Raw genomic sequence first — 21,586 nt, forward strand, 5'->3', positions numbered from 1 at the left:
ATCTTAATAACTAAAAAATAAAAATTTAATAAGCTCTTGCAAATAAAACAAAATGCTTGGCTGATGTATTGCAATAAATACAAGTTACATTATCTAAAGATTTATCTTGAAAATCTTCTGGAATACATCGTATTGTAGCCTTTGTATCATTTTTAATATTTTCTTCACAAACTTCATTTCCACACCATGAAGAGAGTACAAATCCTAAATTATCCTTAATATAAGTCTTAAAAAGATCATAATCATTCTCTTTAAAACCAATAATTTCTTTGGTATTTGAATTTCTAAATTCTAACGCTTTATTAAATAATTCACATTGCATAGTCTCAAGTTCCTCTTTTATTTTAGGTAATAACTCTTTAAATGATACTTGATACTTAGAATTTTTATCTCTATCTCTTCTTGCAACAGTGACACAATCCATTAAAATATCATTAGAACCTATCTCAATTCGTATTGGAATCCCCTTAAATTCTGAAGCAGCAAATCTAAATCCTGGTGAATTCTTAAAATCTTTATCAATCTCAACCCTAAACTTTTCCTTTACTAAAATATCAAAAATAGTAGTCGCATATTCAAGAATTTTTTTATTAACATCATCATCTTTTTTTAAAATAGGAACAATAAGAATTTCTATTGGTGCTATCTTAGGAGGTAAAATCAAACCTTTAGAATCAGAATGAACCATAATCAATGCCCCAATTAACCTAGTTGAAACCCCCCAACTAGTGGCAAAAACATAACTCATCTCACCGTTTTTATTTTGAAATTTAACATCAAAAGCCTTGGCAAAATTCAATCCCAAATAATGTGATGTTCCTGCTTGCAAAGCTTTTTTATCTTGCATCAACGCTTCAATTGTATAAGTAGACACAGCACCTGCAAATTTTTCTCTTTCTGTCTTCTTACCATAAAATACAGGAATAGCCAAATAATCTTCAACAAATTTTTTATAAAGATTTAAAATAAACAAAGCTTCCTCTTGAGCTTCATTAGAAGTCTCATGAGCAGTATGTCCCTCTTGCCACAAAAACTCAGTAGTACGAAGAAATGGCTTTGTCCTTTTTTCCCAACGAATAATATTTGCCCATTGATTTATTTTAATAGGTAAATCTCTATAAGATTTTATCCATTTACTATACATATTCCAAATAATTGTCTCAGAAGTAGGTCTTAAAACCAAAGGTTCTCTCAATTCTTCACCCCCAGCTGTTGTTACAACAGCAAGTTCTGGAGAGAATCCCTTAACATGCTCTTTTTCCCTCTCTAAAAACTCATAAGGAATCAGTAATGGAAAATATGCATTCTCATGCCCACTCTCTTTAAACTTATCATCAATTACACTCTGAATTCTCTCCCAAATAGCATATCCATAAGGCATAATAACCATACAACCCTTAACAGGACTATAATCAACAAGTTTTGCCTTTTGTACTATATCCAAGTACCATTTAGAAAATTCCTCTTCTCTTGAAGCAATAAAATCACTCATAAACCACACCTTCCCTAAAAACTTAAAACTTAACTATAAAGACACAATATAATTTGACCTTAAAAGCAAAAATCTACTTTTTACAATAAAGGATATCATATATATTAATTCCAAGATCAATATTCTCTAAGTTTTCTGACTTTTATACATACCATAATTTTTAATTAATAATACAATATAAGATATTTAATAAAAATAACCTATCTTACAATTATGGAAAATAACTAAAAACAATCTTATCAACTCATAAGTAAAATTTATACTTAAATTTATATTTATATTAAAAATATGTCAAACATATTTTTAATATAAATCTTTGCTGTAATATTTATTTTTATAAGCTATAAAAATATGTTTGTATATTACAATAGATGTCTAAAAAAATATGTAGTAAAATGTTTATAAATTTAACTATAACATTATGCCAAAAATTTACGATAAAAAATAAATACAACAATAACATAAATAATGTTACATCTAATAATGTTCAAAAATTCAAATCAAATGTTATTTATAATCTCAACTTATTCAGATATTACATTTTAAAACTTAATAAAAGTCTGATATCACTTAGCAATATACACAAAAATGACTCTGATTTTCATAATTTACAATCATCAAAAAAATGCTGATATGGAAAAAATTTTAATATTAAAAATGTACTCAATATATAAAATCATAATAATGTCGACTATAAACGAAAACATAAACATCTTATATTTTATGAAATATAATTTTAAAAATCATACAAATCTAATCAAACACAAGTTGGAGGAAAATTCATGAAAACACAATTAACAATACTTATGATTTTTTTAACCATAAGTTCATCTATTGCAACAACCATTGATCCAGAAGCTCTAAATAGAGTATTAAACAAACAGCATTCTCAAAAAAGTTCCTATCCATCTAATATATTTGGCATAGGATTTGGTATTGGAAATCCTATAACCAATATCATAATCAATTTTCCTTATGTAGATGTAGATTTTGGATATGGGGGCTTTAATGGACTGCATCCTAACAATTTTATACCTTATATTGTCCTTGGGACTGATATTGTATTTAAAGAAGAAGTCTATCACAATACAACACTCTCTGGAGGACTTGGCATAGGCATTGACCTATCTCAAGTAAAACCAAATGAACAAGATGCCTCCAATGTAACACAACAAAATAATAATGGACAAAATAAACAAGAAGAGTTTTCATTAACTTCATCCAATAATAGATTGGGCTTTACAATTAGACTTCCCATTATATTGGAATATGGTTTTTTAAAAAATGTTTTCATAGGTTTTAAAGCTATCACAACAATTGGTGCCACAATGATATTTAATCCCACATTAATGGAAGGAATAAGATTTGGATTTTTTGGTTTTGGATTCATAAAAATATACATATAAAACAACTATACAAAGGAACATTAATGGGAAAAAACACCAAAAAAATACTTACATTATTGTTAATATTCAACTTATACAATCTTGCCTTTTCGCAATATGATAGTATGTATTTTATCGAATGTAAACAAAAAAAGGATGGAACTATATGCACTACAAATGACAAACCTATTGTCCCTGAACAACCTAAAATAGAACCTGAACAACCTGAAATAGAACCTGAACAACCTGAAATAGAACCTGAACAACCTGAAATAAAACCTGAACAACCTGAAATAAAACCTGAACAACCTGAAATAAAACCTGAACAACCTGAAATAAAACCTGAACAACCTGAAATAAAACCTGAACAACCTAAACCAAATAATACTGCAAATAATAATAAAAAATATAAAAACGCTTACTCATTTGCAGCAGGAACAGGCACTGGAAGTCCTCTTATAAACCTATTAATCTCAGTGCCATACGTAGACATAGATTTTGGATATGGTAGCTTTCTATATTTCAATACAATAAACTTTAAGCCTTATAATTTAATTGCCATTGATTTAATTTTCAGACAACTAATAGGAAAATCTCTAATAATAGGAGGTGGATTTGGAATTGGAGTAGATTGGTCTCAAGCAAATTTAACTTCTCCTAGTTCTCAAAAACCATCCCCTTATGACAGAATAGCAATAGTAACTAGACTACCCTTATCAATAGAATATAAAATCATCAAAAATTTATCATTAGGATTTAAAATTTACCCAACACTTGGTCCAACAATATTTTTAACAGAACCAAAAATAGTATTTGAAGGCATGAGATTTAAATTTTTTGCAATTGGATTTATTAAAATGTTTATATAAATTATTAAATATCTTTTCTTAAAATTAAAAATTAAAAATCAATATCTTAACTACAAAGAAAGCGCAATAAAAATTTCTCCATTACCACAAATTAACAATTCCTTATTACAATCACAATTCCCTATAAACACACTATCTCCCATCTTAAGAGAAATTCTATTATTAAGCTGAACTTTTCCTTTTATAACTAATAATATCATAACACCAACTCTTTCAAAGTAGCTCTCTCCACCTATACATTTGTGAAACAAACTTAAATTAGTACCTGGCAACTTAAATACATCACAACCATCAATATTTTCACTCTTTAACAATGAAAAAACTCCCTCCTCAAATTTCCCAACCTTCAACATTTCATCTTTATCAATATGTTTAGTTGTAAAACCTGCTCTAATGACATTATCAGAATTAGTCATAAGTTCAATGCATTCACCTTTAAGATAAGCATGAACTTCTCGACTTTCAGTATAAAAAACTTCACCTGTTTTTAATTTAAAAATATACATTCCCAAAAATACCAAAAGACCAATATCAATACCATACATTTTATAAATTTCATTAAACCAAAAAGCTCTAAATTCATCTATAAAATTTAAATTACCTAACACTTTATAAATAATATTCTCAATTTCAAATTCGTGTAAATCAAATAAGGTTTTTACAAACGATTCATGTGTCATAAAATTAAAATCCAATCCTAAACTTCTATAAATATGGTTAATGCCATCAAGTGGCAAAAAACCTTTAAGAGCATAAAAATCACTCAAAGCATAAACAAGCTCTACTTTAGGATTTTCATCCTTATAAATTCTCTTAGAATCATCAATAACTATTTTTTTATTATTTTCAAACGCAAAGCCTTTTAAAGCAATATCTTTTGAAGGATGTATCTGAAGTGACAAAGGTTTATGAACTGAAAGAATTTTAAATAAAAACGACAATTCACTCCCAAAACCTAAAAGCTCTTTATGTATTTCTAAAAAATTAAAAAGAGAAACATATTGACCATCAACTAATATTTTACTAGAAAATGTTTTATGTGCACCAAGCCACATTTCAGCTTTTGGCAAACCGTTTTCTTTTTGTCCCAAAAGGGAAGGGATGAAACCATATCCACCCCAATCATACTCCTTAATCTCATTTTTCATCAAAAATATATTATCAACACTCATTTAGATACCTTAACCTTTAAAGATTTCAAAAAAATAACTACACTTGTTGCCACCGCAACACCAACAGCTATTGCAACAAGAAATCCAAATTTATGATCAACAACAGGTAAAACTATTGGCCCCCATGCGGAGCATGATCTGCAACGCCCCAAAATGCTGCAATAATGCTTGAAACAGCACCTCCAAGCACTATCGAAGGCAAAACTCTTGCAGGATCACTGGCAGCAAAAGGAATAGCACCCTCACTAATGCCAATAAAAGAAATCAAAAATGATATTTTTCCCGATTCTCTCTCTTCCTCTTCAAATAATTGTGGCATAATCAAAGTAGCAAGTCCCATAGCCATAGGAGCAACAGGAATAGCTGATGCAACCATACCCATTATTTGTGGCACACTAGGAATCATACCAACACCAAAAAGAAATGCAACTTTATTAAAAGGCCCTCCCATATCAATTGATACCATAGCACCAAGTACTGCCCCAAGTAACAACTTTCCTATAATACCATGAGCATCTGAATTACTTTGAAGCTCCTTAAGACCATTCTCAAGAAGTCCCATAAATTGGGCAATATAAACACCTCCGTAAATCATGAAAAATCCAATAATAACAGTACTTATTAAAGGAATTACAAATATAGGCATTATAGGCCTAAGCCATTCAGGTATTTGTCTTCTTGCTAACCATCTTGCAATAAAACCTGCCATAAACCCTACAAGTATGGCTCCTAAAAATCCTGCTTTAACGTCCCTGGCAAGAACTCCTCCCACAAGACCTGGTGCAAGACCTGGCTTATCAGCAATTGACATTGCAATAAATCCCGAAAGTACTGGCAACATCATACTAAAAGCCACACCACCAATATCTGTAATTGTCTTATAAAAAGGATATTGCTCAAAATTTGGACCACCAGAACCAACCCCTGCAAGAGATATACCAAAGGCTATTAAAATACCACCACTAGCCACAATTGGAACCATAGGAGAGACGCCACTCATTAAATATTTGTAAAAGCCAGATTTACTATTATTAGAATTATCCTTTAAAGTATTAATACCTTTAAATGTTAACACTGGGGCACTAAATGCTTCTTTAATAACATTCTCTACATCATTAATAGCCCTTGCGGTCGAAATCTTATAAACTCGCTTTCCATCAAATCTTAACTCATCAACATCTTTATCTACTGCAAGTATTATAACATCAGCAGCTTCAATATCCTCTTTTTTTAAAGGATTATCAATACCAATAGAACCCTGAGTTTCAACTTTAATGCTATATCCCTGTCTTTTAGCTTCAACTTCAAGCTTCTTAGCAGCAATATATGTATGTGCAATTCCTACAGGACAAGCACATACAGCCAATATATTCTCTGTCCTAGAAATACTAAAATCACTCTCTAAATAATTATTTTCAACATTTTTTATATAAGAATAAATTTCATCAGAATTATTTCCATTTTTTAAAAAATTTTTAAAATCATCATTTTCAAATAATCTGGCTATAAAAGCTATTGACTTAATATGCCCAGTACCTTGTTGATTCTTTGACATACAAATTAAAAATATTAAATTAACAGGAGGATTATCATCAGACCATTTTATACCATTACCCTTTATGTAAAGCAATGAAATAAAACTGATACTAACAACATCTCCTACAAAATGAGGAATAGCAACTCCATTTTCCCAAGATGTATCACCAATATTTTCCCTATCAAGCAATCCTTGCATAAATACTGATTTATCATTTGTATAACCTTTCTTACTTACTTCTTCCACTAAAAAATTAAGTGCTTCATCTTTAGAACATATTGTGGACGATACAAAAATAAGCTCCTTTTTTAAAAAATCCAAAAACATAACCTTAAACCTCCTAAGTACTTAAATTAATTTTATCACAGTACAAAGATTAAATTTGTATTCCCCATCTCACTAACACTTCTTTATTTGCAAATAATTGTATATTATTTAAACTAATTTAATTATGAAAAAAATAATCTACTGTTGCTTATTATTATCATGTATTAATTTATATTCATTAAATAATGAGATAAAAAATAAAGAAAATAAAATTTCAAATGAAAAAACACAAAAAAAAGATGAAATCAATAAAAAAAATTCACCTTTAAAAGAAAAATCAGAAAAAAATAAAAATAGTATATTCTCAATAAATAGAGGTTTTATCTATTCAACAGGTATAGGACTTGGAACAGGATTCTTTCTCAATGCAAACAACAATCACATAATATTTAGACCCTATTATACATTCGCCACAAATAATCTTGATTTTATGGCTGTTTGCATGATTTTAATGATTGAAGATTACAATGTATCTAAAAAAATCCAATTCTCAAGTACTTATATTGGTATAGGAATAAATTGGAATATCATTAATTTCTTTCAAAAACTAAAATACTTATCTACTAGTATGGGTATTGGAGGACGATTTTACCTATCAACAAATTTAATAGGAAATTTTAGATTTTATAATAAAATACCTTATGTAGTAGAACCATATATATTTTTTGAATTTTCTACAAAAGAATCTATTTCTTACCTTAATATATACTCAAAAGTCGAATGTTTATTCCTTGACACTTTTAATATTTCATTTAACTTTGGTATTAGATATAATCTAAAAAATAAAAAAGGGGAAAATCAATGAAAAAAAAATCAAAAATCTTAATTATTCTCTACATATCAATTTTAATAGGATTTTTATTCCTACATCAAAACCCAAAAATCGTCAATAAAATAAAAGAAATAACTTCTAATTATTTAGAAGAAATTAAAAATAGATTTTATAGACCTCAAATTCCAATAAAACTACAAGAAGAATATCTCTTACCACAGGGATATCTTACTACCCAAGTATTACACAAAAAATATTATTCTTTAGGATATGCTGAACATGCAAGACAATCAGAATGGGTAGCTTATCAATTAAAAAGAGAAATGGTTGAATTAGCTTTAATCTTAGTTAAAGAAAAAAAAATCACGCGAAGTAAAAAATTTTTTGAAGATCCAGATATCAAAGGAATTGCACCAAAATTAAGTGACTACCTACACAGCGGATATGATAGAGGACATATTGTTAGTTCTGCTGATATGTCTTTTTCTAAAGAGGCTATGAGAGAGACTTATTTTTTATCAAACATTTCTCCACAAAAAAGTTCATTCAACTCAGGAATTTGGTCTAAACTTGAACAAAAAGTTAGGAAATGGGCTATTTCAAAAGAAAAGATTTATATTATTAGCGCAGGAATCTTGACGGAAAACCAAGGATTTATTGGAAACAACAAAATTTTAATTCCAAAAAACTTTTATAAAATCGTGTTATCCTTAAACAACAAGAGTAATAATTATGAAATTGTAGCTTTTATTATTCCAAATAAAAAAGCTAAAGATACAGATTTAAAAAATTACGTTGTGAACGTAAATTCAATTGAAGAGAAAACAAAAATAGATTTTTTTGCAAAACTTGATGCTAAAATAAAAAAAATAATCAAAATGCAAAAAAATATATCTTCTTGGGAACTTAAATGAAAACATTATTTTCAAAATTAAATTTCTTTTTATTAACGACCATTAGTCTAGGAATAATTGTTATATCAATATTTATTTACTACTTAAATACCACCATAAACTTTTATAATTATCTTAGTAAAATATACAATACAAATACATTAGCTTTGGTCAACAAATTTTTTATATTCAACATTGGCATCATAGGATCCATTTGGACATATATCAATTACAAGAGAACAAACAATATACAATTCGTATTTTTTTATTGTTTTATTTGCTTTTATATAATTGAACCCATTGCAATTTTTAAATATTACCTTTTAAGCAATACATTGAGTTTAGAATTGTATTCTTTAATGAAATTTTATCACTTAATAGTCATATTTTCATTACTAAATTTATTCTTTTTAAGTCTATATATATGTGATTTTCAAATAAAATCAATAACTTATACCATTTATTTAATTTTTACTTTCTCAATGATTTATAGCTATTTAATACCTATTAATGCTTATCAACACACAAACGACTTTTTCTCTCCAATAAAAAATAATAAATTATACATCTATTTATTCCTACTACTAATATTAATTAACTTCCTGGTAGCATGTTTAAGGAAAAAAAACTTAAGTTATTTGCTACTCTTTGTATCAACATCATTAATAGTATTAGGAACTTACTTAAATTTGATAGAAATACCCTATGCATTCATACCAATTTCAATAGGAGTACCAATATACTTACAAGAATCAGGCAAACTCTTTTTTTATTGGCTATAAAAAGTCAAGCTCAATAAATTCAAGTTACCAATAAAAAAGATAAAGTTGCAACCCCTACAGGCAAAAATAAATTATCGTATTTTGCAAAATCAAAAAGTTCAACAAGCATAGCTCCCATACCAACAATTAACGCCATAACAAAATTGGGAACAAAATAATAGAATACTATAAAAGCAACAACAAAAACAGAAATACTTCCTGCAAACGTTTTATTATTTACAAGTTTAAAAGATGGAATAAGCTTACCAAAAAGACTTGCAAGCCCATCTCCAATACATGCAGAAAATATTCCAATATAACTAAAAGGTTTAGCTATAAAAAAATAAGTACAAAACATACTGACTACCAAAAATATTGGAGAGAGATATATTTTACAAAAAGGGACTTCTCTAGTTTTCACTAGTATTTCTGATATATTTCCTAAAAAAAATAATTTTTTTTGCATGACTCTTAACAATTCTAATATCAGGTAAATAACCATAAAAAACAAGCTTACAACAAAACCTATCCACAAATTCACTTTATATAATAATAAAAACACTAAACTTGAGATATGAAAAAATTTTCTATAAAATTCATATTTAATATCTTCATCAAAAAAAATTAGATTGAACATTAATTAACTTTCCTTAAAATAATATTAAATTTTAAAAAAGAATTTGCTTTTATCATACTGGTAAAATCTCTATCTCCATAAGCAAGATTTGGTGGAATTATTATAACTCTCTCTTCCCCTTCACACATATTTGACAACATTATCTCCCAACCTTTAATCACTCTCCCAAGACCAAGTTCAAACTCCATTATATTACCCCTCTCAAGAGAACTATCAAATTTAAATCCATTTAACAAAAAACCCTCATAATCTACTCTTACAATATCACCATTCTTAGCACATTTACCATTTCCCTGTTTTATTACCTTATATAAAATACCACTTTCATCTTTTTCAAAATCTTTGCAATCTCGATCAATTATTTCAAATTGCCAAGCCATATGTTTTTCATACTCTTTTAATTTTTTTGTTTCATAACTACTCTTTAATTTTAAAAATTCTTCATTATTAACTTTAAAAGAATTTGCATGATCTCCAACACGAATTATCTTTACTCTCTCTATTTTATCTCCAAGATTTATGCTCCTCACTGTTTCCATTCCCTCAACCACCTTACCAAAAATTGAATGCTTAAAATCAAGATATGTAAGATTATCTGCAAGAGTAATAAAAAACTGACTTCCATTAGTATCAGGACCTGCATTAGCCATAGAAACAACGCCTGCCTCATCATGCCTCACACCTTTAGTAAATTCATCAGGAAATACATAACCAGGACCTCCAGTACCAGTACCAGTAGGATCACCTGTTTGAATAACAAACCCATCAACAACCCTATGAAAAATAAGATTATCAAAATAAGGTTGATTTGTAACAGAATTTTCAATAAGACCTTCACTAAGACCAATAAAATTCATCACGGTCAAAGGAGCAATTTTATAATAAAGTTTAATTTTTATAGTACCTTTATTTGTATCAATTAAAGCAAATATTCCATGTTCTTCCATTAAATTTTTCCTTTTGCTAGCACAAGCAACTAGCATTAAAATCAAGATAAAAAATAATAAATACTTATTCACAAATTTATCCCTTAAACTAATATTTAAAGTAACTCTACTAATACTAATTGTACTATTATTTTGAAAAAATTATATAAACCCACTAGAAATTTACAATGGTTAAGTAATACTATATATTAAGAAAATTCATAAAATTGGACTTTATAGATGTTAAACATTAATGATGAACTTTTGATAAAATTTTGTAATTTTATATATGATAATAGTGGTATACGTTTTGATGAAAAAAATAAAATTGTATTAAAAAGTAGAATTAATGATGCAATACATGAACTTAAAAATATCAATACACCACAACAACTATACGAATTAATAATTTCAGACAAATTTAAAAAAGAGTATTTTTTAGATCTAGTTACTACAAATTTAACAAGATTTTTCAGAAATGAAGCCCATTTTAAAACTTTTGAAAAATTCATAATACCACAATTAATAAATATTAAAACAAAAGAAAATAAAAATAGAATTGTTATATGGTCTGCAGGATGTTCAACGGGAGAAGAACCATATTCATTAGCATTTGTTCTTAAATACCACATTCCAGAAAATTTTGAATTTATTATTATAGCCTCTGATTTAAGTTTAAAATCGTTAATGATAGCAAAAGACGGACATTACTCTAGCCAACAATGTGAACATATTCCAGCAGAGTATAAAAAATACATTAAGCCTCACATGGATGGTTATAAGGTAGTAAATGACATCAAAAAACACATAAGATTTGATTATCATAATTTAAATTTTGAAAGTGGATTTTCCAATATAGACGTCATATTTTGTAGAAATGTACTCATATATTTCGACGAAAAATCACAAATTAAAGTCTTGAAAAAATTTTATTCTTCTATGGCTATGAAGAGTTACTTATTTATCGGACACTCAGAATCACTCTTTGGTCTAAATCTTCCTTTCAAGTTTTTAAAGACACCTTGGGCTATAATATATGAAAAGGATGACGAGAGTGTCCCTAATGAAAAAAAACTTTCATTCCAAAACAAATACAAACTATAATTTTATGCAAGCAGACCTATAGGAGCAAATAAAAAATGAGAATAACAATTTACGTGCTCATTATTGATTCTTCGTCTGTTAATAGAAAGGCTATATCGGATATAATAAATTCCTCATCAAAACTTAAAGTTATTGCAACTGCAGCCAATGCAGAATTTGCATTAAAAAAATTAAAACAAGACCCAGATGTAATATTACTAGGCCTAGAAAAAGAAACTATCAAAGACATTTCCCTCATACAAAAAAAGCAAAATATCAATAATAAAATTCCCGTCATTATACTATCATCTAATAAAGACCTTGCAATAAATGCTCTACTACAAGGTGCTGATGATTTCATAATAAAAATTGATAGTAAATTAGATAAAATAAAAGATAAAATTATTGATTTACTTACAATTTATGGAAATAAGAGTATAAAAAACAAAATCATAACCAATATTAATTGTAAACCAGAAACATACATACCGTCACAAAATGAAAAAGATAAAAAAAATAACCTAAATATAATAAACATAAGAGAACATAATTTAAAAAAAACAAACACTAAATACATAGTAACAAGTCTTAATCAAAAACAAATAATAAATGACCAAGATTTAAAAAAACTTAAAAATAGAAAATTTGAAATGGTAGTTATTGGAATATCCACAGGAGGCCCTGAAGCATTAAAAATAATTTTATCAGAAATTTCAAAAAACTTTCCTATTCCAATAGTAATTGTTCAACATATGCCAAAAGGATTTACTACAGAATTTGCAAACAATCTTAATAAAATTTGTAACTTAACTGTAAAAGAAACAAAAAACAATGAAATACTTCAAAAAGGATGCATATATATAAGTTCTGGAGGATATCACACAAAAATAAACAAAATAAACGATAATTATCAAATAGAGGTTTTTGATGCGGAAAATGTCAACGGACACAAACCTTCTATAGGAGTACTATTCAAATCAATATCAGAAAACGTAAAAGAAAAAGTCATAGCTCTCATAATGACTGGAATGGGAAATGACGGTTCCAGAGAAATTGGAGATATTAAAAAAGCTGGGGGCGTAACTATTGCACAAGATGAAAAAAGCTCAGTGGTATTTGGAATGCCAAAAATTGCAATAGAAGAAAATAATATAGACTATATAGTTTCAATAGGTCATGTGGTAAAATTATTAGAAACCATCCTTCTTGATGGTTAAATTTTTAAAGACAAGGATAACTTTTGGAAACCGCAAAAGAAAACACAAAAGACTACTTTTTACATGTAAGTACTCTTGACATAGATCATCATAAAATATATGTATTAGGAACAGCTCATGTATCAAAAAAAAGCTCACAAGACACTGCTAATTTGATTGATATATTAAAACCAAATTTTATAGCGGTTGAACTTGATGAGGCACGCTACCATGCCATTCTACAAACAGACGAAAATGAAAAATGGCGCAACTTGGACATATATAAAGTAATAAAACAAGGAAAAGCCTTTTTATTAATAGTACAAATTATTTTAAGTAATTTTCAAAAAAAATTAGCAAAAGAACAAGGAATTAGTCCTGGTGAAGAAATGAAAACAGCCATTTTAAAAGCCAAGGAACATAACATACCTTTAATACTTGCAGACAGAAAAGTTGAGACAACTCTAAAGAGAGCTTGGAATTGTGTTCCAATTTTTGAAAAAACAAAAATAATATCAAGCCTGTTTTCATTCTCAGATATCAAAGTCACAGAAGATGAAATTGAAAAACTTAAAGAACAAGATGCTCTATCAAATATAATGGAAGAACTTGCAAAAGAAATTCCCACTGTAAAAAAAGTCTTAATTGATGAACGAGATGAATTTATAGCAAGTAAAATACTTGAAGGATCTGGAACAATTCTTGCTGTTGTGGGAGCTGGCCATGTAAAGGGAATAATAGAAAACTTAAAAGAAATTCAAGATACTAAAAAAATTATTAACATTGAAGAACTAAACACCATACCTAAAAACAATTTCTCAATAAGCAAATTGATATCCTACTTAATAGCTATCTCGATTATTATACTAATAGCAAGTTCATTCTACTTTAAAGACTTTGAATTTGCCTATAAAAATTTAGAAATCTGGATAATATGTAATTCTGTATTTGCAGGCATTGCAGCTATTTTATTAAGAGCCAACATTATTACTATACTAACAGCATCAATTGGTGCTCCAATATTTTCTTTAATGCCATTTATTGGGACAGGTATGGTAGCAGGACTCGTTGAAGCATATATAAATAAACCAAAAATAAAAGATTTTGAAAGCCTACAAGAAGATTTACATAACATAAAAGGATATTTTAAGAATAAAGTTACAAAAATCTTATTAATAGTGTTTTTTGTTAACATTGGATCTGCAATTGGAACAATTGTTGGATTTAAATTCTTGTTAAATATCTTCGGTTAAATATCAAAAATAAAAATAAAACTATACAGGAGTTACATTATGAAACTTGTCTTTTTAGGCCCTCCAGGTTCTGGAAAAGGTACAATTGCAAAAATTCTATCAAATGAACTAAATTACTATCACATTTCAACAGGCGATTTGTTTAGAACAAACATAGAAAATGATACACCCCTTGGAAAAGAAATCAAACAAATAGTTGAAAATGGACAATTAGTACCCGACTCAATTACGATTAAAGTCGTTGAAGACAAAATCAATACTATTGACAATAGGGATAATTTTATTCTCGATGGATTTCCCAGAAATATCAATCAAGCCATAGAATTAGATAGGTTATTAGAAAACATTAAAATAATAAATTTCTTAATTAACGAAAAACTTCTGGTTAAAAGGCTTTCTGGAAGAAGAATATGCCAATCTTGTTGCAAAATATTTAATATATATACACTTCCTACAAAAGAAAAAGAAATTTGTGATTTTTGCCAAGGTATTCTCTACCAACGCAAAGATGATACAAAAGAGTCTTTAAAAATTAGACTTCAGGAATATAATTTGCAAACAAAACCATTAATAAATTTTTACTCAAACAGTAATAGACTTAATAATATAGACGCATCAAAAAATATTAATGAAGTACAAAAAAACTTAATGGAGATAATATCAAAAATTGAAAAAAAATTAGTCTAAAATTATAATCAAAACAATTTACTTTATTTAAAGAAATAAACTATAATGAAAAAAATTAAAAAGAAAAAAAATCTTATATAAGCAAAGGTATTATATGTTAAAAAAATTGTTAATAATATTAATATTTTTACAAACTGTTTCTACCTATTCAGAGGAAGAAACAAAACAAAAATTAGAAACAAAAGAAAATTCAACAACAAAAGAAAATTCAGAAACAAAACAAAATCAAACGCGATATTTTTATATTGATTTCCAAACGGCTTATTATCCACCACATGCACTTAGAATTTCAAATAGTAAATTTTCTCCAAGTTTTATAACCCCAAAATTTACATCGACAGACCCAAGCAAACAGATTGAACCTAGCTCGTGGGAAAGCGCAAAATTAATATCACATTTTGGAGGTCATAAATTTATCCCATTACAAAATAATTTCGACTCAATTTTCTTCAAGAATAATGGAATAGACCTTGATGTCAATATTGGACTATCACCTATCCTAGCACTATCCCATGCAAAAATAGGAATTACTCCTATTGCATTTTTAAATATATACACAGAATCTGAATTTGGAATAGGTTGGGAAGCATTTGGATTTAAAGGCATTGGAGTACATCTTGGTAATGGAAAATATTCAAGTAAACCTGAATTTTACTATGAATTCACTACAGGAGGTAGACTACAATTTGATCTAAATTCAATCCTTGATGGAGAATGGACACATGTTATAACAGTAGTTGGGAATAATATGAAATTAAGATATAACCCTCACGCTAAGAATAATCAACTTTGGAAATATAAAGCTGACGAAGGTAAAAATATAAATGGAACCATAATAAATCCTTATGCACTCTTAGCATATCAAATGCCAATGCCCCTTAATTTAGTTGGATTCTTATATGAAGGTCAAACATATATTGGAAATGCAAGACATGTGAGCACAATGCAAGATAAAGGATGGGGAAGTGACTTCTTTTATCACAATTTTTCCTTAATTGCCAAAATTCAAGTTATAGAAAATCTAACATTAGACGTACTATTTAAATTTTCAACAGCACCTTCCTATACAGAAGATACAGTAGGATTAGCTGATATCACAAAAAAGGTAAGCACAAACAATTCGTATGTTTATTATGACTCTATTGGATTGTCTTTAACTTATAAGATTTAACTTCTGTTTTAATGATTAATATTTAAATTGATTACGTCCCGAAATTTTAGCTTCATATAACTTATCATCAGCAAGTTTAATAATATTAGTAAAATTGGAATCTTGCGGAACTTGTTCTGCAAGTCCAATTGAAACTGTAACAAAATGAGAAATATCACTATACTCATGAACTATTCCTAAATTTCTAATATCCTCAATTAAAAAACTAACACTCTTAATCATTTCTTCTAAACTTTTATTGACAGAAAATAAAATAAACTCCTCACCACCATAACGTGCAACATCTATCTTATATTTAATAGCAATCCTATTTAAACTTTTGGCTATTAATTTAAGACATTCATCACCATTGGTATGTCCATAATTGTCATTATATTTCTTAAAATAATCAATATCTAACATTCCCACAATAACATTATCTTGATGTTCTAATGCTTGCATCCACGATTTAGCAAATTTATCTGTAAAAAACCTTCTATTAGGAATTTGAGTTAAGCCATCAATTCTTGAAAGATTTTTAAAATAATCCCTCAGCCTTTTAAGTTCAAGATGAGTCTTAATTCTGGCATTAATAATCCTTCCATTAAAAGGTTTTAAAATATAATCTACACCACCAACATTAAATCCTTCAAGTTGTGCATCAGTAGAATTTCTTGAACTTATAAATATCACAGAAATATCTCTAGTCTCAGGATCATTTTTAAGTCTTCTACAAACTTCATAACCACTAACATCTGGAAGTAATACATCAAGAAGTATTAAATCTGGTTTATCAATTTCCACCTGTTTTAAAGCATCAAATCCATTTAGCGCAACTCTAATATCATAATCATTTTGCAAAATATCTAGTAATAAATCTAAATTTGTAGGCGTATCATCTACAAGTAATAACTTTTGAGGTTCAATCGCAATTTCATCAAAGTTATCTAAAATTATACCTTTCATCACGATTTCCCTATCCTATTATGGCTCATCATACGTTTGATAATATCAACACTTTCCTTAAAATTATATACCCTTAAACATTCAACAAGAGAATCAAATAACACAATATTATCATCATCCCAATGATATTTTTTAAGGGTTTCAAGAATTTTTTTATATTCTTTTGGATTTCTATTTTCTATCTCATTTAAAAGTTTTTGCATAATAATTAAAAAGTCATTATTACTTTGAAATTCTAATTTTTCATAATCATCAATATCAACAACATTTAATATCCGATCTCTTATATTTTTAACAAGCATAATCAAATTTTGACGTGCTTTAGAATATAGTACTCTTAATTCCTCTATTGAATCTGTACCATTTTCAATTTGTTTAAAATTATCAAATAAATTACTACGCATATTACCAAGAGCACCTGCTATTGAATGTGCCAACTCTTTTATTAATACCACATTATTTAAATTAAATGCCTCATCCAAATCACGTATAATATTATCACTCATGACAACAAAACCTCTACATAAATCAATGTACATGTCATACGAAATATCCAAATCTTGCAAAGCACGATTAATATCCAAATCATCCAATTTATCTAAATTTTTATATTCTATAATATTATTATTCTTAACCTCATCAATATATAAATATTTTTTTAATATATATTTAATCGACTTAATATGTATGGGTTTTGCAAGATAATCATTCATTCCACTCTCCAAACACCTATCTTTATATTCCCTTAAAGCATGTGCAGTAACAGCTATTAACACACATGAATTTAAATTATTTTGTTTTTCATATCTTCGTATTTCTTCAGATACTGTAAATCCATCACATTTTGGCATTCTTATGTCAACAAAAGCAATATCATATCTATTGGTTTTTAAATAATCAATGGCCTTAAAACCATCATCCACAATATCAATAGAATCTTCTCTAACGCCTATAACAATCAAAATATTTTTTAAAATTTTTTGATTAATCTCATTATCTTCGGCTATCAATATACAAATATTATCCTTAAGCTTGAAAATTCCAGAATTATCAATTAATGGAGCATCTACAAGTGAACCATTTATAATCCAATCAGAATAAAAACCCCACCTTTTAAAAGGTTTTTGAATATATTCGTATTTAAAATCAATGATCTCTTCATTCTTTAAGTAATAGAACACAAATACTATTTTTGCATCTAAATTTAATTTTTCAAGCCGTTCAGCAAATTTTAAACACTTTTGTAAATCCGCATTATCAACATTTATAAAAATAAAATCATAATAAGGATATTTAGAACATTCTTCATAAGCATCCTCATAAGAATAAAAATTACGTACGTTATCCTTATAATCAAGGATTTCACTTATTTCATTTAACAAGACAACAGCTTTATTACTTGAAAATAAAGTTAAAATCTTTTTATTCCTAATCAATTTAAATTTACTTTTCTCTTTATCATTAATCTCATTACCTAAAACAAAAGGCAACATAAATGAAAAAGTTGTCCCTTTGCCCACCTCACTCTCAACAGTAATACCAGGACCACCCATTAAACTGACAAGCTTTCTAGATATTGCAAGTCCAAGTCCCGTTCCTTCATATTCTTTTGCATCAAAGTCATCTCCCTGTTTAAATAATTCAAATATTACGGGTATATTTCCTTTTTTAATTCCTTTACCAGTATCAATTACTTTAAATTCAATGGTAAAAATTCTATCACCATTATCACCTTCTCTAGTACATATAATTTCATAGTTTATAATTATGATTCCTTCCTTAGTAAACTTAAAAGCATTGCTTATCAAATTAATAAGTACTTTCTTAAGTCTAGACCTATCTCCTATCAAATAATTATTTAAATCTGATTCTGAATAAAAAATTAAATCAAGATTATGTTTTGCGCTTTGAGACTGAAAACTTTTTACAACTTCTTCAATCTCATATTCTAGATTTATTTCATTATTTTCAATATATATACCATTCATATCGATTTTAGAGATATACAATATTTCATCAATCAAAGAAAGTAATGAAGTAGATGAATAATTGATCATTTGCACATATTCTTTTTGAACACCTAAAAGATCTGTATTATCTAGAAGTTCGGTAGCTGCTATTATGCCATTAATGGGAGTACGAATGTCATGACTCATACTTGCTAAAAAAATAGTCTTAGCAACAATAGCATCTTCAATAACTTTTTTTTCACTAATTACAGAAGAATACATTTTTTTTCTAAATCCTATTTCTTTCAATAATCTGAATAAGAAAAACATTAAAATAGTTAAAACAAAAAAAACAATCGTTAAGACTAATATACCAGATTTTTTTAATTTCATGTCTTTAGAACTTTCATGAACATTAAATACCCAATCATCAAAATATAATTTATTATTAACATTTGTTCGGAATAAAATTTTTTGTATAATTCTTCTTAAAATATAATCTTGATTATAAACAGCAATATTCAAATTAAATGATAAATCCGACACATTAACAATTTTTTCAAGATCTCTAACATTTAAATCTTCAAAATTAACAGTAGCAGTATACTCATCACTAAGAATTCCATCAACTTTTCTCTTATATATCAAATCCAAAGCCTCTTTAAAACTCTCTACTTGTACTAATTGTGCTCCTATTTGAGTTTCCAATTTATTAGAATATAAAAAGTTAAGCACTGCTATACGATCAGATGATTTGGGAATAAATAAATTAGTTTTTTGTGAAAAAATATATAAAGGAATTCCTGAAACTGATTTAATATTAAAAAAATAATCTAAATTTGCACTATCCAAATTAGAAGACAAAATATCTATTTGACCATTCTTAATTAAATCTTTGAGTTCCCGCTCACGTACATTAATAATATTAAAATCCACATTTGTTAATCTTTTTATCTTTTTAATTAACCATTCATTTATTCCCTTATAACGACCAGAATTTACATAATCAACAGGATACCAATTCTTAACAGCAAGATTTAATTTTTTATTGTGCTCCAACCAAATTTTTTCTTCAATATTAAAATTACTGCTATTTACATGGCTATAACAACTACTTTGATAATCTTTAATCTCATTTTGAGTAAACCAATTTTTATCTATCTCTAATAAAGTATCAAATAAGATATTTGATGTTAATGCATCTAGCATATACGAGAACAACTGCAATTTGCGAATATTACTAGCTAATATTAAAGGTTTTTGCACGTTAAAACTTAAATCTTTAAATTTTAATATATTATTATACCCATGCAACCTCAATAGATAATTTGTAGTAATTAAATTTTCTATAAAACCATATGAATTATTTATTATATCTGCAAAATTATTAACTATATCTGTATTTTTATCTAACCTTATACCACTTAAGTGAAAATCAACAATTTGTGAATTTAAGATTTTATCACTATTTCTAGAATTCGTTAAGTAAAAATTAAAATCAAGCATACATATTGGATCTGTTACTTTATAGATTTTTGAAGTCAAAATATTATTATCTTCAATAATACCACCCCAAACAGATATATCTTTATCATCCAGACTCAGTTTAATACTTTCCTTTGGAAATCCTACAAATTTTAAAGAAAAAGCATATTCTCTAGAGAGATCATTCCATAAATCAACTAAAATTCCTGATAATTGACCTTTAGAATTAATAAAACTTAAAGGAGGATAATCATTATATATTCCAACATCAAGATTAAATAAGTAATCTAACTCTTTAAAAGAAGCATATTCGCTTTTAGAGAGAGCTTTCATATAACTCAAGAGATCAATATCTAGATTCTTCAGTTCATTAACAGCTTTTTTACTAATAGCAACCCGTATGCCAAAACTATAAAAATAGTCAGAATTAAATACCTTTAAAAAAGATGGATCAAAATAAATATGCCATAAAAAATACAATGATTTGTAACTTCCATATATTAGATCAATTTTGTTATCTCTTAATGCTGAAAATAACTGTTGTGTATCTGAAAATGAAAAAACATTATCAATATGACCATGCAACTTCAAAATATCTTTATATATGCTATTTTTTACAACTCCTACACGAAATTCTTTTGAAAGAAATGGATTTGTAATTTTTTGCTCTTCCTTTGAATTATAAACCAATGCTGTTACACATTTGCCAATTTCATTTTTAAAATACAGATGTTCACTTAAATCGGAATTATATGTTAATCCCAAATAAACCACATCATCTTCTATTTTGTTTTGATCAAGATAATCAATGGCCTCTACACTAATTTCATAATGATGATCTTGTGCCCATTTGTTAAGAAGATAAAAAATCATACCAGTCATCTTACCTTCTTTATTTTTGTAATATAAAGGATAATATTGATCTACAAGCTTAAATTTTAGAGTTTGTTTGGCTGGCAAACTAATATAAGAAAAAAAAAGTACAAATAAAAAAATTTTCAAATTGCACATAATTATACTACTTACATGTTTTAAAATAAACACTA

Annotated in this window: 16 protein-coding genes and 1 pseudogene; 10 read left to right on the forward strand and 7 right to left on the reverse strand. The window is 27.3% G+C overall.

What is annotated here, in order from left to right:
* Nucleotides 1-25 precede the first annotated feature (25 nt).
* Entirely contained in the window at nucleotides 26-1,492 is a 1,467-nt protein-coding gene (gene proS / locus BRE_RS02035) for a proline--tRNA ligase (protein WP_041178116.1), read from the reverse strand.
* A gap of 782 nt (nucleotides 1,493-2,274) precedes the next feature.
* Between proS and BRE_RS02040 the strand changes: the two genes are divergently transcribed.
* Both BRE_RS02040 and BRE_RS02045 read left to right on the forward strand, forming a co-directional pair.
* Complete coding sequence (locus BRE_RS02040) at nucleotides 2,275-2,898, forward strand: BAPKO_0422 family outer member beta-barrel protein (protein ID WP_012538876.1); 624 nt, start codon at nucleotides 2,275-2,277, stop codon at nucleotides 2,896-2,898.
* 23 nt (nucleotides 2,899-2,921) lie between these two features.
* Nucleotides 2,922-3,746: a DUF3996 domain-containing protein gene (locus BRE_RS02045; RefSeq protein WP_012538877.1), complete on the forward strand. Its 825-nt coding sequence runs from the start codon at nucleotides 2,922-2,924 to the stop codon at nucleotides 3,744-3,746.
* A 50-nt stretch (nucleotides 3,747-3,796) separates the two neighbouring features.
* Here the strand turns inward: BRE_RS02045 and manA are convergent, their stop codons facing one another.
* A complete protein-coding gene (gene manA, locus BRE_RS02050; RefSeq protein WP_012538878.1) occupies nucleotides 3,797-4,918 on the reverse strand; it encodes a mannose-6-phosphate isomerase, class I in 1,122 nt (373 codons plus the stop codon).
* Nucleotides 4,915-6,782: pseudogene (locus BRE_RS02055) on the reverse strand (fructose-specific PTS transporter subunit EIIC). The gene manA and the pseudogene BRE_RS02055 overlap by 4 nt, the downstream one beginning before the upstream one ends.
* A 124-nt stretch (nucleotides 6,783-6,906) precedes the next feature.
* Between BRE_RS02055 and BRE_RS02060 the strand changes: the two are divergent.
* The 3 genes from BRE_RS02060 to BRE_RS06835 are packed head-to-tail and all read left to right on the forward strand — an operon-like array spanning nucleotide 6,907 to nucleotide 9,229.
* Entirely contained in the window at nucleotides 6,907-7,587 is a 681-nt protein-coding gene (locus BRE_RS02060) for a hypothetical protein (protein ID WP_012538880.1), read from the forward strand.
* Nucleotides 7,584-8,468 (forward strand): DNA/RNA non-specific endonuclease, encoded by an 885-nt coding sequence (locus BRE_RS02065; protein ID WP_012538881.1) that lies wholly within the window; start codon nucleotides 7,584-7,586, stop codon nucleotides 8,466-8,468. Before BRE_RS02060 ends, BRE_RS02065 begins: the two co-directional genes overlap by 4 nt.
* Nucleotides 8,465-9,229 (forward strand): hypothetical protein, encoded by a 765-nt coding sequence (locus BRE_RS06835; protein WP_012538882.1) that lies wholly within the window; start codon nucleotides 8,465-8,467, stop codon nucleotides 9,227-9,229. Before BRE_RS02065 ends, BRE_RS06835 begins: the two co-directional genes overlap by 4 nt.
* A gap of 19 nt (nucleotides 9,230-9,248) precedes the next feature.
* Here the strand turns inward: BRE_RS06835 and BRE_RS02070 are convergent, their stop codons facing one another.
* Nucleotides 9,249-9,845: a diacylglycerol/polyprenol kinase family protein gene (locus BRE_RS02070; RefSeq protein ID WP_012538883.1), complete on the reverse strand. Its 597-nt coding sequence runs from the start codon at nucleotides 9,843-9,845 to the stop codon at nucleotides 9,249-9,251.
* Nucleotides 9,845-10,792, reverse strand: coding sequence for a peptidylprolyl isomerase (locus BRE_RS02075; RefSeq protein ID WP_232212694.1), 948 nt, complete (start codon nucleotides 10,790-10,792; stop codon nucleotides 9,845-9,847). The genes BRE_RS02070 and BRE_RS02075 overlap by 1 nt, the downstream gene beginning before the upstream one ends.
* A 219-nt stretch (nucleotides 10,793-11,011) precedes the next feature.
* On the opposite strand from BRE_RS02075, the gene BRE_RS02080 reads away from it, so the two are divergent.
* From BRE_RS02080 to BRE_RS02100, 5 genes are all read left to right on the forward strand, one after another.
* Complete coding sequence (locus tag BRE_RS02080) at nucleotides 11,012-11,875, forward strand: CheR family methyltransferase (RefSeq protein ID WP_012538885.1); 864 nt, start codon at nucleotides 11,012-11,014, stop codon at nucleotides 11,873-11,875.
* Nucleotides 11,876-11,910: 35 nt separating this feature from the next.
* Complete coding sequence (gene cheB / locus BRE_RS02085) at nucleotides 11,911-13,071, forward strand: chemotaxis protein CheB (RefSeq protein WP_012538886.1); 1,161 nt, start codon at nucleotides 11,911-11,913, stop codon at nucleotides 13,069-13,071.
* 23 nt (nucleotides 13,072-13,094) lie between these two features.
* Nucleotides 13,095-14,303 (forward strand): TraB/GumN family protein, encoded by a 1,209-nt coding sequence (locus BRE_RS02090; protein ID WP_012538887.1) that lies wholly within the window; start codon nucleotides 13,095-13,097, stop codon nucleotides 14,301-14,303.
* Nucleotides 14,304-14,342: 39 nt separating this feature from the next.
* Nucleotides 14,343-14,990, forward strand: coding sequence for an adenylate kinase (locus BRE_RS02095; protein WP_012538888.1), 648 nt, complete (start codon nucleotides 14,343-14,345; stop codon nucleotides 14,988-14,990).
* Nucleotides 14,991-15,084: 94 nt separating this feature from the next.
* Nucleotides 15,085-16,161 carry a hypothetical protein gene (locus tag BRE_RS02100; RefSeq protein ID WP_012538889.1) on the forward strand — a complete coding sequence of 359 codons (1,077 nt, stop codon included), beginning with the start codon at nucleotides 15,085-15,087 and terminating at the stop codon, nucleotides 16,159-16,161.
* A 15-nt stretch (nucleotides 16,162-16,176) separates the two neighbouring features.
* Here BRE_RS02100 and BRE_RS02105 read toward each other — a convergent pair whose 3' ends face one another.
* Both BRE_RS02105 and BRE_RS02110 read right to left on the reverse strand, forming a co-directional pair.
* Nucleotides 16,177-17,106 (reverse strand): diguanylate cyclase, encoded by a 930-nt coding sequence (locus tag BRE_RS02105; protein ID WP_041178117.1) that lies wholly within the window; start codon nucleotides 17,104-17,106, stop codon nucleotides 16,177-16,179.
* Nucleotides 17,106-21,551, reverse strand: a complete 4,446-nt coding sequence (locus BRE_RS02110) for a response regulator (protein WP_012538891.1) — start codon at nucleotides 21,549-21,551, stop codon at nucleotides 17,106-17,108. The genes BRE_RS02105 and BRE_RS02110 overlap by 1 nt, the downstream gene beginning before the upstream one ends.
* Between the last annotated feature and the right edge of the window lie 35 nt (nucleotides 21,552-21,586).

Source organism: Borrelia recurrentis A1, from assembly GCF_000019705.1.
Classification (GTDB): Bacteria; Spirochaetota; Spirochaetia; order Borreliales; family Borreliaceae; genus Borrelia; species Borrelia duttonii.

Bases quoted from the DNA above. Each gene is read 5' to 3' on its own strand.
- proS (WP_041178116.1), bottom strand. From the start codon at position 1,492: ATGAGTGATTTTATTGCTTCAAGAGAAGAGGAATTTTCTAAATGGTAC.
- BRE_RS02040 (WP_012538876.1), top strand. From the start codon at position 2,275: ATGAAAACACAATTAACAATACTTATGATTTTTTTAACCATAAGTTCA.
- BRE_RS02045 (WP_012538877.1), top strand. From the start codon at position 2,922: ATGGGAAAAAACACCAAAAAAATACTTACATTATTGTTAATATTCAAC.
- manA (WP_012538878.1), bottom strand. From the start codon at position 4,918: ATGAGTGTTGATAATATATTTTTGATGAAAAATGAGATTAAGGAGTAT.
- BRE_RS02060 (WP_012538880.1), top strand. From the start codon at position 6,907: ATGAAAAAAATAATCTACTGTTGCTTATTATTATCATGTATTAATTTA.
- BRE_RS02065 (WP_012538881.1), top strand. From the start codon at position 7,584: ATGAAAAAAAAATCAAAAATCTTAATTATTCTCTACATATCAATTTTA.
- BRE_RS06835 (WP_012538882.1), top strand. From the start codon at position 8,465: ATGAAAACATTATTTTCAAAATTAAATTTCTTTTTATTAACGACCATT.
- BRE_RS02070 (WP_012538883.1), bottom strand. From the start codon at position 9,845: ATGTTCAATCTAATTTTTTTTGATGAAGATATTAAATATGAATTTTAT.
- BRE_RS02075 (WP_232212694.1), bottom strand. From the start codon at position 10,792: ATGGAAGAACATGGAATATTTGCTTTAATTGATACAAATAAAGGTACT.
- BRE_RS02080 (WP_012538885.1), top strand. From the start codon at position 11,012: ATGTTAAACATTAATGATGAACTTTTGATAAAATTTTGTAATTTTATA.
- cheB (WP_012538886.1), top strand. From the start codon at position 11,911: ATGAGAATAACAATTTACGTGCTCATTATTGATTCTTCGTCTGTTAAT.
- BRE_RS02095 (WP_012538888.1), top strand. From the start codon at position 14,343: ATGAAACTTGTCTTTTTAGGCCCTCCAGGTTCTGGAAAAGGTACAATT.
- BRE_RS02100 (WP_012538889.1), top strand. From the start codon at position 15,085: ATGTTAAAAAAATTGTTAATAATATTAATATTTTTACAAACTGTTTCT.
- BRE_RS02105 (WP_041178117.1), bottom strand. From the start codon at position 17,106: ATGAAAGGTATAATTTTAGATAACTTTGATGAAATTGCGATTGAACCT.
- BRE_RS02110 (WP_012538891.1), bottom strand. From the start codon at position 21,551: ATGTGCAATTTGAAAATTTTTTTATTTGTACTTTTTTTTTCTTATATT.